Annotated in this window: 10 protein-coding genes, 1 tRNA gene and 1 pseudogene; 2 read left to right on the top strand and 10 right to left on the bottom strand. The window is 63.6% G+C overall.

Annotated elements, in window-relative coordinates:
- Positions 1 to 28 precede the first annotated feature (28 nt).
- Positions 29 to 105, top strand: a tRNA-Arg gene (locus BLR92_RS07805).
- 67 nt (positions 106 to 172) lie between these two features.
- On the opposite strand, the gene BLR92_RS07800 is transcribed toward BLR92_RS07805, so the two are convergent.
- The 4 genes from BLR92_RS07800 to BLR92_RS07785 all read right to left on the bottom strand — a co-directional run bounded on the left by BLR92_RS07800 (position 173) and on the right by BLR92_RS07785 (position 4,995).
- Complete coding sequence (locus BLR92_RS07800) at positions 173 to 2,164, bottom strand: TRAP transporter permease (RefSeq protein WP_089727248.1); 1,992 nt, start codon at positions 2,162 to 2,164, stop codon at positions 173 to 175.
- The gene (locus BLR92_RS07795; protein ID WP_089727246.1) at positions 2,161 to 2,679 is read right to left on the bottom strand and encodes a hypothetical protein; all 519 of its coding nucleotides are present in this window, start codon (positions 2,677 to 2,679) and stop codon (positions 2,161 to 2,163) included. The genes BLR92_RS07800 and BLR92_RS07795 overlap by 4 nt, the downstream gene beginning before the upstream one ends.
- 5 nt (positions 2,680 to 2,684) lie before the next feature.
- Complete coding sequence (locus tag BLR92_RS07790) at positions 2,685 to 3,803, bottom strand: TAXI family TRAP transporter solute-binding subunit (RefSeq protein ID WP_089727244.1); 1,119 nt, start codon at positions 3,801 to 3,803, stop codon at positions 2,685 to 2,687.
- Between the two features lie 211 nt (positions 3,804 to 4,014).
- The gene (locus BLR92_RS07785; RefSeq protein ID WP_089727242.1) at positions 4,015 to 4,995 is read right to left on the bottom strand and encodes a tRNA dihydrouridine synthase; all 981 of its coding nucleotides are present in this window, start codon (positions 4,993 to 4,995) and stop codon (positions 4,015 to 4,017) included.
- A gap of 152 nt (positions 4,996 to 5,147) precedes the next feature.
- Here BLR92_RS07785 and BLR92_RS07780 point away from each other — a divergent pair.
- Positions 5,148 to 6,545 (top strand): annotated as a pseudogene (locus tag BLR92_RS07780) (pyruvate carboxylase subunit B); the annotation flags it as partial.
- Positions 6,546 to 6,587: 42 nt separating this feature from the next.
- Here BLR92_RS07780 and BLR92_RS07775 read toward each other — a convergent pair.
- The 6 genes from BLR92_RS07775 to BLR92_RS07750 all read right to left on the bottom strand — a co-directional run bounded on the left by BLR92_RS07775 (position 6,588) and on the right by BLR92_RS07750 (position 12,636).
- Positions 6,588 to 8,093, bottom strand: a complete 1,506-nt coding sequence (locus BLR92_RS07775; protein ID WP_245704137.1) for a tripartite tricarboxylate transporter permease — start codon at positions 8,091 to 8,093, stop codon at positions 6,588 to 6,590.
- Positions 8,094 to 8,129: 36 nt separating this feature from the next.
- Entirely contained in the window at positions 8,130 to 8,597 is a 468-nt protein-coding gene (locus BLR92_RS07770) for a tripartite tricarboxylate transporter TctB family protein (protein ID WP_175488752.1), read from the bottom strand.
- A 71-nt stretch (positions 8,598 to 8,668) separates the two neighbouring features.
- Positions 8,669 to 9,661 carry a Bug family tripartite tricarboxylate transporter substrate binding protein gene (locus BLR92_RS07765; protein WP_089727236.1) on the bottom strand — a complete coding sequence of 331 codons (993 nt, stop codon included), beginning with the start codon at positions 9,659 to 9,661 and terminating at the stop codon, positions 8,669 to 8,671.
- 241 nt (positions 9,662 to 9,902) lie between these two features.
- A complete protein-coding gene (locus BLR92_RS07760; protein WP_089727234.1) occupies positions 9,903 to 10,433 on the bottom strand; it encodes a chromate transporter in 531 nt (176 codons plus the stop codon).
- On the bottom strand, positions 10,430 to 11,002 hold the full coding sequence (locus BLR92_RS07755) for a chromate transporter (protein WP_089727511.1): 573 nt from the start codon (positions 11,000 to 11,002) through the stop codon (positions 10,430 to 10,432). The genes BLR92_RS07760 and BLR92_RS07755 overlap by 4 nt, the downstream gene beginning before the upstream one ends.
- Positions 11,003 to 11,004: 2 nt before the next feature.
- On the bottom strand, positions 11,005 to 12,636 hold the full coding sequence (locus BLR92_RS07750) for a gamma-glutamyltransferase family protein (RefSeq protein ID WP_089727232.1): 1,632 nt from the start codon (positions 12,634 to 12,636) through the stop codon (positions 11,005 to 11,007).
- Positions 12,637 to 12,650: the final 14 nt, after the last annotated feature.

Genomic DNA, 12,650 nt, shown 5'->3' with positions numbered 1-12,650 from the left:
GCCGTTCTAAGTTGTGCTTTGCTAAAAAGCGCCCGTAGCTCAGCTGGATAGAGTACCTGACTACGAATCAGGTGGTCGGAGGTTCGAATCCTCCCGGGCGCGCCAAATTGCAACCCGCTCTCCGTCAGGAGAGCGGGTTTTTGCTTTATGGGAGTTTATTTTCGGGCGTGGGTTATGTCGCCCTGTGCCGGCGACGCCCAGCGAGGTGGACCAGCAGCCCGGCAACCACGGCCACGGCGCCGATACCCATGAAGATCGGCTCCATCACCAGCAGCGCGATGGCGCCGATGCCGCACAGGATGCGCTCGGTCCACCCGGCGGGGCCGATCAGCCAGGCCCCGGTCGCCACAGCGAGCGCGGCGACGGCGGTGAAGGAGACCACCATCGCCAACAGGACGGTCTGCACGCCGCCCTGCATCAGCAACCCGATGCCCGGGCCGGACAGCACGAAGATGAACGGCACCAGGAAGGCCGACAAGGTGTAGCGCCAGGTCAGCCACATGGTCTTGACCGGTTTGCCGCCGGTGATCGCCGAGGCCGCGAAGGGCGACAGCGCGGTGGGCGGAGAGACCTCGCTGAGCACCGAGTAGTAGAAGATGAACATCGCTGCCGCGTAAGCCGGCACGCCGACATCCTGCAACGCCGGCCCGATGATCACCCACGAGATGATAAAGCTGGCGGTCACCGGCACCGCCAGCCCGAGCAGTATCACCGATACCGCCGACAGCAGCGCGGTGAGCATCAGGTTGCCACCGGCCAGCATGACGATGATGTTGGCCAGCTTGAGGCCGAGCCCGGTCAGCGTCATGACGCCAACGATGAGGCCGGCCGATGCCATCACCGGTATGACCGATAGCGCCCCGGTGGCGCCGGTGGCGAGCGCATCCCAGATGCGTCGGGGGGTCATCCAGCACTCGCGGTCGAGAAAGCTCAGCAAGAAGGCCAGCGCGGTGGCGAACACCACGGCACGAAATGGCGTCATGCCCAGCGCCATGAACACCACGATCGCCACCAGCGAGCTGAAGTGGTAGCCGAAACGCAGCAGCAGCTTGCCGACGGGCTTGACGTCGATTTCAACGCTATGGGTGTTGAAGCGTCGGGCGTCCATCTCGATCGCCAGGATGATGCCGAAGTAGTAGAGCAGGGTGGGGATGGTTGCCCAGATCAGCACCTGCAGGTAGGACACGCCGAGCAAGGCGGCGATGATGAAGGCGGCGGCGCCCAGCGTGGGCGGCGACATGATCGCGCCGATACCAGCGGCCGCAAGCACCGCGCCGCCGTGCTCCTGTGGGTAGCCTGCCTTGCGCAGCAGCGGCCACGAGATCCCGCCCAGGGTAACGGTGGTGGCGACCCCGGAGCCGGAGACGGTGCCGAGCAGAAAGCCGGCCATCGTCACGGTTCTGCCCGGCCCGGCCTGCGATTGCCCGAATGCCGAGAACGACAGGTCGATGAAGAAGCGCGTGGCGCCGGAGGCGGTGAGTACCGCGCCGTAGATGGTGAACAGGATAATGTAGGTTGCCGCGACATCGGTGGGCACCCCGAACAGACCCTGCGTGCCCATCACGTTATGGCCGATCAGCCGCGCCCAGTCGTACGAGGCAGTGCCGAATGGCGCCGGAAAATAGGGGCCCCAGTGGGCATAGCCGAGGAAGAACAGCACGACCAGTGGAACCAGCAGCCCGACGGTCCTGCGAGCCGTTTCCAGCGTCACCAGAATGGCGATGGTGCCCATGATCAGATCGAGTTGGGTGGGGATTATCGCGCGCCGAAAAAAGGAATCCCAATCGGAGATGATATAGGCGAATGGGACTATCGTGATCGCAGCGAGTAGCCAATCCACGATGTATGGGTTATCCGCACCCTGGGCCACCTTTGCCTTGTCCGACCGGCCCCAGCCCCGGTACACCAGGAAGGTCATCGACAGGCCGACCATCAGGAAGGCGGGCAGGTAGAACTGCTTGGCCATCGGGTTGAACACCCAGAAGAGCCCGAACAGTGATAGCCCGACGCCCATTACCTTGACGATCGTGTGGGGAATCCCGCTGAGCTGGCGAGCGGGTTTTTCCGCCTCGAATTCGGCGAGTAGCGCTTCCTCGTCGATAGTATCGTCGTCGCGAGGCGTGCTCGCCTTCAGGCCGGCACGCTCGTTGGGTCGTTCGGTCATGGGGTCTCCTCGATAGCTAACACAACGAACGGATGGTTGTCTTCGACTAGCCGCCAAAGCGCAAGGGGCGGCGATCCGGGGACATGCAGGGTGCGCTGGCCAAGATCGGTCGCCGCTATCGAAAGCTCCTCGAAGACGGCCGGGTGCGCCGGGTCCGGGGGCACCACCCAGGTGCGGCGATCGGCCGGCTCGGCGCGGCGCGGGGGGCCGGGAACGGCGTAGTATTCTTCCAGCACGGCAAGTTGATCGGCGGCGATCTGCACCAGCCGGTAGCGCTCGTCGGGTGACACGACGTAGCGCTCCTCGGCCAGCGTGCCATAGATCGAGTTGCGATAGCTGACGGCGAAGTTATCCCCCGGCAGGGCCACGCGGGCCAGCACATCGCCGGTGTGGCCACGGATGACGACGGCCTGAGGTGTCGAGGCTGCGTCCTGCTCGGTGGCAGGCTCGAGCGCCACGACCCCGAAGGCGATCAGGCACCCGAGCGCCGCAATGGCGATGGCCGGCCTAGGCAAGGGCGTTAGCTTCCGGTCTGATCGGCTTGGTCAGCTTGGTCAGCTTGGTCAGCTTGGTCAGCTTGGTCACTCTGACCGGCCTGGTCGTAGTAGGCTTGCGCGCCCGGACAGGTCTCGATGAACGGGATCTTGCCGGCCGTGGAGGCGTCAAGTTCCTTGGCGGCCGGGTGGACCTGGATCAGCTCCTTCTTGTTGTCGAAGATGGCGGCGGTGATGTTCTGCTGGAGCTGCTCGTCCATATCGGTCTTGGCGACCAGGATGTTCGGCGAGGCGATGACCGACACCGCTTGCTCCTGGCCCTGGTAGGTGTTCGCGGGTACCGACTGTTCGACGTAGTATTTGCCGAACTCCGAGGCCAGGTCGTCGGCGTATTCGCCAATCGGCACGATCTTCATCTTGCCGGTGCTGGCAAGATCGACCAGTGCCCCGGTCGGCAGGCCACCGGACCAGAAGCCGGCGTCGATGGTGCCGTCGCGCAGCGCCGCAACCGTCTCGGCCGCGCCGAGCTGACGACGATCGATATCTTCCTCGGGATCGATGCCGGCAGCCTCGAGGACGCGTATCGCGCCGACCTCGGTGGCGGAGCCGGGTGAACCGACGGAGATGGTCTTGCCCTTCATGTCTTCCACGCTGGTGATGCCGGTGCCTTCGGTGGTGACCGGCTGCATGAAGTTGCTGTACAGCGTGCCGATCGCGCACAGGTCGAGCGGCTGCTCGAAGGAGCCCGTACCTGCGGCGGCATCGGCGACCACGTCGCCGACGCCGAGTGCCAGGTCGGCCGCGCCTTTCTGGACCAGCAGCATGTTGTCGACCGAGGCGTTGGTTTCCTGCACGGTGGCGTCGTAGCCTTCGACGTCATTGCGGATCATCGTGGAGATACCGCCACCGAGCGGGTAGTAGACACCGCCGGTACCGCCGGTGGCGATGGACAGCGCGGTGGTGTTGCCCGCGTTATTGTCGCTGGTGCTGGTATTGGCGGCCTGTTCGTTGCCGCCGCCTTCGCCTTCCTTCTCGGCGTCGTCGCCGTCACCACAAGCAGAGAGAAGCAGGGCCGGAACCGCGAGTGCCGCGAGCGCGAGGCGCACCTTGCGGCGCGAGTGGGAGGTGCTTGAACTGATGGTCATGAGAGTTCCTTACAGAATGATTGTGGTTATTGATGGCGAATCAATCGCCCGGTGCGACTCGTCAAAGCGTAGCCAACGCGCGCATCGATCGCAGGAACCCCACGCGCGGATCGGCATTGCACGTATTGCATCGTATTCATCCCCCACTGGCGTCGCAAGACGACCTAAGCTGCACCCATCCGAGACATCGCGGCGACGGTGCGGCCTGGCCTCAGGCTGAAATAGTACCGGTCGATGAAAAACGCGTATCAACGCAGTGCGATGCCCCGTCACTCAACCCCACGATGAACGGATCGAGGCGTGTCTCGCGACGCAGCGTGGCGAAGCGCCGGGCGGCTTGCGCATCCCTTCCGCGCATCTGGTTTAGCCATTGTTTAAGTAGCGAGACCACCACCTTTTCGGGCAGCGTGTGACGCTGGCGCTCGGCGTAAGCGGCAAGAATCGCCACCCTGGCCGACCAGGGTGTCTCGGGCAGGTATTGGCCGGTGCGTTGCCAGAGGCGGATGCGTCGCGCCAGCCACGGGTCGGCGAGCATGCCGCGACCGAGCATCACATCGCCACAACCCGACAGGCTGCGTGCCTTCCAATAATCCTCGAGGGTCCAGATATCGCCATTGGCGATCACCGGGATCGTTAGCCGATGACGAATGCGCGCGATCCATTCCCAATGCGCCGGTGGACGATAGCCCTCGTCGCGGGTCCGCGCATGCACCACCAGGTGCCGGGCGCCGCCGGCCTCGGCGGCCAGCGCGCAGGCCAATGCCAGGCGACGGTCGGAAAAGCCCAGGCGCAGCTTGGCGGTGACCGGCACGCGCTGGCCGACTGCCTGCGATACGGCCTCGACTGCGCGATGGACCCGCTCGGGATCGCGCAACAGCGAGGCACCGCCGTCGTGACGATTGACAGTCTTGGCCGGGCAGCCGAAGTTAAGATCGAGGCCGATGGCGCCAAGCGATACGGCCTGGTGGGCGTTGGCGGCCAGTGCCACGGGATCGGAGCCGAGCAATTGCAGGTGCACCGGCACGCCGCTGGGCGTGGCCACTTCGGGCTGCAGCAGTTCGGGGCAATGGCGGTGAAACACGCGCGCCGGCAGGCGCGCGTCGATTACCCGCACGAACTCGGTGACGGCCCAGTCGAGCCCTTCATCGGCGCTCAGCAACTCGCGGGTGACGGCATCGATCACGCCTTCCATCGGCGCGAGACCGATGCGTCCCGAGTGTAGTAATTTGGCTTTTCGATGTGTCATGTGGATGTGGCGCGCGCCCCGGCCATGTTTGCCTTGCCAACGCTTTGCAATCAGTCGGCGTATTGTATCAGTCAGGGATAACCTTAAGGCCATTTGCCATGCGTGAGCCCCGCCGTTCACTGAGTATTACCGACGTCGTTCTGCACGATGCGCAGCAGTCGCTGCTTGCCACGCGATTGCGTCTGGACGATATGCTGCCGATCGCCGCCAAGCTCGATCGCGTGGGTTTCTGGGCATTGGAAACCTGGGGCGGCGCGGCCTTCGATGCCTGCCTTCGGCACTTGAACGAAGACCCTTGGGCACGCATTCGCGCGCTCAAGGAAACCATGCCCAATACCCGCCAGCAGATGCTGCTGCGCGCCCAGAACCTGCTGGGCTATCGGCATTACGCCGACGACGTGGTCGACGCCTTCGTCGCCCGCGCTTGCGCCAATGGCATCGATGTCTTTCGCATCTGCGATGCGATGAACGACCCGCGCAATCTCGAGCGTTCGCTCCAGGCGGTGATCGAAAACGGCGCTCACGCCCAGGGCGCCATCGTCTACACGCTCGGCCCGGCGCATACCCTCGAGAGCTGGGTCGAGCTGGCCAAGCGCATCGAGGCGATGGGCGCGCATTCGTTGGCGATCAACGACGTGGCTGGGCTGCTCACGCCGTACACGGCTTTCGAACTGGTCTCGCGGCTGAAGAACGCCTTGTCGATTCCGATTCACCTGCGTTGCCACGCCACCACCGGGCTATCCACCGCGACGCTGATCAAGGCCGTGGAAGCCGGTGTCGACAACATCGATACCGCGATCTCCGCGATGTCGATGACCTACAGCCATAGCGCCACCGAAGCGCTGGTGGCGATCATGCGGGACGGTGAGCGCGATACCGGGCTCGACCTGGCACTGCTCGAAGACATTGCCGGCTACTTTCGCGAACTGCGCAACGAGTACGCCGCTTTCGAGGGCGCGCTCAAGGGTAGCGACTCACGCCTGCTGCGCGCCCAGGTGTCGGGCGGCATGCTCGCCAATCTGGAGAGCCAGCTCGAAGCGCAGGGCGCGACTGAGCGGCTCGACGAGGTACTGACTGAAATGGCCAGGGTACGCGAGGATCTCGGCTGCATCGCACTCGACACGCCGAGCGCGCAAATCGTCGCCGGCCAGGCGCTGATGAACGTGATGAGCGGCGAACGTTACCGGTCGATTTCCCAACCGGTGCAGGCATTGCTCCGGGGCGAATACGGCGCCGCGCCGACACCTTTCGACCAGCACCTTCAACAGCGGGCGCTGCAAGGCGAGCCACCGACCACCTGCCGACCGGCGGACAATATCGCGCCACAAATGCAGCGCCTGCGGGATGAACTGCGCGCCCAGGCCAAGCTGGATGGCATTCGCCTACGGGAAGGCGAACACGAAACCGACGATGTGCTGACCTACGCGCTGTTTCCACAAATCGGCCTCGCCTTTCTTAAACAGCGCGCTCAAGCGGCGGACGCCCATGAAGCCGTTGGGCTGGTCCCATAGCGTCGCGCTTGCGGGCAAGGCAAGAGGTCAACCCGATGACCTCGTGACATGGCGCTGGCGATAGTGGCTGCGAACCGAAAACGCGATCGATAAAACAGCCAGTACCAGCAAGACAAGCGATATCGGGCGCGTGAAGAACAGCGTCCAGTCCTCGTTGGTCATCAGCGCGCGGCGCAGGTTGGACTCGCCGATAGGGCCCAGTATCGCGCCCAGTACCACGGGCGCCAGCGGGTAGTTCAGCTTGCTGAGGATATAGCCGAAGATACCGATTCCCAGCAGCAGATACAGATCGGCGATGCGCTGGGTCAAGGCGAAGGCGCCGATCAGGCAGAGTACTAATACCACCGGCACGATGACCGATTTGGGCACCTTGGTGACGCCCAGGAACAGGCGCATGCTGGAAAGACAGATCACCAGCACCATCATTGCCGCAATGGCCATCGCCATGAACATGCCATAGACGAGATCCGCATGATCGACGATCAGCCGGGGGCCGACACCGATGCCATGCACCATCAACGAAGCCATCAGGATGGCATCGACCGCCGAGCCGGGGATTCCCAGGGCGATCATCGGGATCAGGCCGCCACCCGAGGTCGCCGAGTTGCCGGATTCCGAAGCGACAATGCCCTCTGGCGTACCGGTGCCGAATTTCTCCGGTGTCCTGGAGCCGCGCTTGGCATAGTCGTAGCACACCAGGTTGGCGATACTGCCACCGGCGCCGGGTACCGCGCCCACCAGGACGCCGATCAGCGACGAGCGAATCAGATTGATCGGATAGGCGAGTATTTCACGCAGTACCTTGAGCGGGCGGAAGACTATCTTTCCGGTAATCAAGGCTTCGCCCTGTTTGACCTGGTCGACGTCTTCGACCTCGCTGAGTAACTGGCTGACGGCGAAGATGCCGATCAATACCACCAGAAAGGGGAGTCCGGCCTCGAGGAGGTAAGTATCGAAGGTAAAACGGGGGACGCCCATGATCGGGTCCGGCCCTACGGTGGCTATCAATAGTCCCAGCATGCCGGCCATCAAGCCCCTGAGCATGGATTTTCCCGCCACGCTCGCGACGATCGTCATGGCGAACACGATCAGCGAGAAGTATTCCCAAGGGCCCAGCTTCACGGCGATTAATGCAAGCGGTGGCGCGGCGATTATCAAAACGACGGTACTGATGAGGGCGCCACAGAACGAGGCCCAGATACCGATGGCCAGGGCCCGGCCGGGTTCGCCACGCCGTGCCATGGGAAAGGCGTCGAAGGTTGTGGCGACCGATGACGGGGTGCCGGGAATGCCCAGTAGTGCTGCGCTGACCAACCCGCCGGTATAGCCACCGACGTAGACCGCCAGCATGGTGGCGACGCCCTGCAGGGGTGGCATGCCAAACGTCAGTGGCAGGGTCAGAATGATCGCCATGGTAATCGTGAAACCGGGAATCGCCGCCGCGATTATTCCCGCTATGGTACCCAGCAGCATGGTCAGCAGGGTCGGGACGCTGAATATCTGATCGGCGCCGGCCAGGATGGATTCCATCATGCTATTTCCCCTTGAGCTTTACGATTATGAGTACCGTCAATCCAGAAGACCGCGAGGCAAGGAGATAAGGAAAACCTCACGGAATACGATCTCGACGCCGAAGGAGAAAGCCACCGCGATCACGCCGGCAATTAGTAACGATTTCCAGTGACGAGCGCCTAGCAGGACCTGCGTCACGAAAAGAAAGACCAGGGATGACCAACGAAATCCCAGCGTTGGCACGGCGAATACGAGGAGCGCGAATAGCAGGAGCACGCCGAACATCAGGCGATGCCGCCAGATCCAGGCCCGACACGCCTTTGCGGGCAGTGGCGATGCGCGCAGGAAATGCCGGGTTTCCTGCACCACAATCATGACATTGAACAGCACCAACATTCCCAGCACGAGGCGCGGGAAGGTACCCGATCCCAACGGCTCCCACATCGACGAGGGGTAGCTGCCGGCGCGCACGAACAGAAAAATGAACAGGGCCGCCAGCAGGCCATTGAACACGATATGTGCCATGGCGCCTCCCCGTGCGGCGCCATTGGCTGCCCGGTCGTCAGGCGACCGGGCCGTGGGGGATGTCTGAGAAGTCATTTCTGAAGTTTCCCGGAGAGGCGTTCGATAGTGTCGTTAGCGTTCTCGAGGTAGTCGGTATATTCCTCGGTGCCCATGAATTGGACTTCGACACCGACGTTGTTGACGCTCTTGACGAAAGCCTCGTCCTTGGACAGCGACTTCAGGGCCGATTCGAGTGTATCGATGCGCGCCTCGGGCGTGCCTTCGGGGGCGACGATGCCGCGAATAATGGAGAGTTCGAGCGAATCGTAGCCGAGTTCTTCGAACGTCGGCACGTCCGGTGTCTGTGGCACCCGTTCGGTGGAACCCACGGCAAGGAAGCGCAGGTCATCGCTCTCGACGAATGCCAGGCTCGAGGACACATCGCCCATCGCCGCGTCGATATGACCGCCGACCAGCGCGCGAATGCGATCCCCGGTTCCTTCGTAACCGACATAGCGAAACTCCAGGCCCGCGGCATCCTCGATCATCGCCGGGTGCACGTGCGAGATGCCGCCCAGCGTGACGCCAACGCGGACCTCACCGGGGTTCGCCTTGGCATATTCGACGAACTCCTCGAAGGTTTGCCATGGGCTGTCCGCGCTGACGGTCCAATACTGTGGCGTGGCGGTGGCCCCCGCTATCGGTGCGAAATCGTCCCAGTTCAGCTTGGTCAGTCCGGTATGGAACGCGGTCAGCAGGCCCTCGTGAACCTGGCCGATCGTATAGCCATCCGGCTCGCGTCTGGCGAGTTCAGCCAGGCCCAGGGTGCCGCTGACCCCCGGCATGTTGATGACCGGCATCGGCACGCCGAGGTGGGGCTCGATATTGTTGGAGATGATGCGCATCAGCGTGTCGCTGCCGCCGCCCGGCGACCAGGGCACGATCAGCTCGACGGGCCGGTTCGGGTAGTCCGCTTCCTGCGCCGAGGCCAGCCCGGCGGCGCAACTCAGCGCGGCGCCGATGGCCAACGCGCTGAAGAAGCATCCACGAGATTTTTCCGCTGGAGAGAAGCCAAAGATTTTCATGCGATTTGTCCTTGTAATGTCGTCATGCATCATGGGTTCGAGGAAGCCCCTGAAAAACTACTGCGCTCGACCAAGCTGTGTTGAAGTCGGCCTCAAAATGCTCATTTACCGCCTGTAAACTCCGCTTTTTCGGACGACTTCGCCTTACCTGGCCTTCGCTCGCTACCTTTTTCAAAGTCTTCCAAGGTTTTTTGGGATAAGGCGTTTTCCGGGTCGCTCCTGTTTGTGGTGTGTGTCAGCGTCAGCCCAGGAAGGCCGCGCCATAAGCCAATCCGGCCATTACCACGAAAGCCGGGTGCAATCGGGTTGCCAGCAATAGCGCCGCGGCGATGCCACCGATAACCGCGGTATGCACAATGCCGGCTTCCGCGATGCTCGTGACAAGAAAGGTCCAGGTGAGATAACCCATCAGCACCATGATCACCGGCCGTACCCACTGGCTCATCGACTTCACCTTGATCGAGTCGCGGTAGCGATAAAGCGTGCCCATCGCCGCCAGCATCAGCAGCAACGACGGCGCCACGGTGGCGAAGGTGGCGATCAGCGCGCCGGGCACTCCGGCGACGTCGTAGCCGATATAGCCGGCCATCTTGGTGGCGATCGGGCTGGGCAGGGTGTTGCCCAGCGCCAACGTCTCGGCGAAGGCCTGGGAACTCATCCAGCCGTAGTGCCCGACCACTTCGTTTTCGATCAATGGGATGATCGCGGGCCCGCCGCCGTAGCCGATGATGTTAGGAATGAAGAAGGCCAGAAAGACGTGCCAGTAGATCATTTCGCGGTCTCCTGGCGCGTTGCCTTCGAGCGGCGCTCCGGGCGCAGCAGGGCGGTGACGAGCACCGCGCCGATGACCAGCCCCGGATGGATACCCAGCCAGTAGATCAGCGCGCCGGCCACCGCGCCCATCAGCAGCGTGACGATCCAGCCCAGGCCGATGCGGGATTTGGCGAAGAAGTCCCAGGTCAGTTGGCTCATCATCACCATCACTACCGGCACGACGCCTTCGCTCATGCCCTGGATCCAGCGCTGATCGCTATAGCGGGTAAACAGGCCGAGCAGTGCGATCATCGCCAGGATGACCGGTACGATCACGGCGATCACCGCATTGAGGCATCCCAACAGGCCGCCGATGCGATAGCCGACGGTGCCGGCCATCTTGGTGGCGATCGGGCCCGGCAGCGTATTGCCGATGGCGAGGGTGTCGGCGAACTCGTCGTCGCTCATCCAGGCATGGCGCTTGACGACTTCCTGATGGACCAAGGGAATCATCGAAGGCCCTCCGCCGAAGCCGAGCAGGCCGATGCGCAGAAAGGCGACGAAGAGCTTTCCCTGAGTCTTGAGCATGATCACAGCACCGCAATGCTGGCGTCGGTTCGCGGCTCCGTGCCGCCGCAGTAAATTCCGCTTTGCGGATCGCGGATGATGATCTGGCCACGCCCGTAGCCGGTGCTATCGTGGGCGATTTCAATGCGGTGGCCGCGTTGCGCCATGGCCCGGGCGAGATGCGCGGGGAAGGCGTGTTCGAGCCCGATGCGGCGCCCGCCCAGCCACTGCCAGCGCGGGGCATCGAGCGCCGCCTGGGGATTGAGGCCGAAGTCGACCAGGTTCATTACCACCTGCACGTGACCCTGCGGCTGCATGAAACCGCCCATGACGCCGAACGGCCCCAGACCGACGCCGTCGCGAGTGAGAAAGCCGGGGATGATGGTATGAAAGGTCTTCTTGCCGGGGGCGAGTACGTTGGCGTGGCCCGGGTCGAGACTGAAGCCGTGGCCGCGATTCTGCATCGCGATGCCGGTGTCGGGCACCACCACGCCGGAACCGAAGCCGTGATAGTTGCTCTGGATGAACGACACCATGTTGCCTTCCGCGTCGGCGGTGGCGAGGTACACCGTGCCGCCGCCATGGGGTTGGCCGGGTGTCGGGTCCAGTGCGGTGTCGTCGATCAGGGCGCGGCGTGTGCGGGCATAGTCCTCGCCGAGCAGGGATTCGACGCTGTGCACCATGTGCTCGGTCTGGGCGACATGTGTCTGTCCGTCGATGAAGGCGAGTTTCATGGCCTCGAGCTGCCGATGCAGGGCCCGTGGGTCGTCGCGGCCGTCGAACTCGAAACCCTCGAGGATGCGTAGCGCCATCAGCGCCACGATGCCCTGGCCGTTAGGCGGGATTTCCCAGACATCATAGCCGCGATAGTTGACCGAGATGGGCGCGACCCATTCGGTTTGGTAACTGGCGAGATCCTCCTTGCGCAGGTAGCCGCCGGTGCGCCGTGAAAAGGCATCGATCTTTTCGGCCAGTTCGCCGCGATAGAAACTCTCGCACTGCGTCTCGGCCAGCGCTTCGAGGGTGCGGGCCTGCGCCTGGCAACGAAACATCTCCCCCGGGCGCGGAGCCTGGCCTTGCGGCGTGAAGGTGTCGAACCAGGCCTGAGTCGATGCCTCGCTGAAATGGCGCTGAAAGGTCGCCTCCGCGCGCTGCCATAAGAGGCTGATCACCGGTGAGACGGGGAATCCTTCGCGCGCCAGGCGAATGGCGGGCGCAAGTAGCGTCGTGAAATCGAGCCTGCCGAAACGTCGGGAGAGTTCGGCCCAGGCGGCGGGGATGCCCGGCACGGTGACCGGCGTCCAGCCGTAAAGGGGCATGCCGGTGTGGCCGGCCTCGATGACGGCTTCCCGGGTTAGCGTCGCGGGCGCGGTGCCGCTGGCGTTGAGCCCATGCAGCTTTCCCTCGCCAGCGTCGTTTGATGCGATCCATACCAGCGCGAAGGCATCGCCGCCGATCCCGCACCCGGTCGGCTCGACCACGCTCAGCACGGCGGCCGTGGCAATCGCGGCATCGACCGCATTGCCGCCCTGGGCCAGGATGTCACGTCCAACCTGGCTGGCGAGAGGCTGCGATGCCGCGACCATGCCGTGCCTGGCATAGGTGGCGCTGCGTTGGGAGGGATAAGGATTCTGCTGGGAAAAAGGCGTTAGCATGCCGTCTCCAGACG

This window comes from Modicisalibacter muralis (assembly GCF_900102945.1).
GTDB classification, from domain to species: Bacteria; Pseudomonadota; Gammaproteobacteria; order Pseudomonadales; family Halomonadaceae; genus Modicisalibacter; species Modicisalibacter muralis.
The sequence above is the reverse complement of the archived record's forward strand: the minus strand, read 5'-3'. Positions and strand labels throughout refer to the sequence as shown.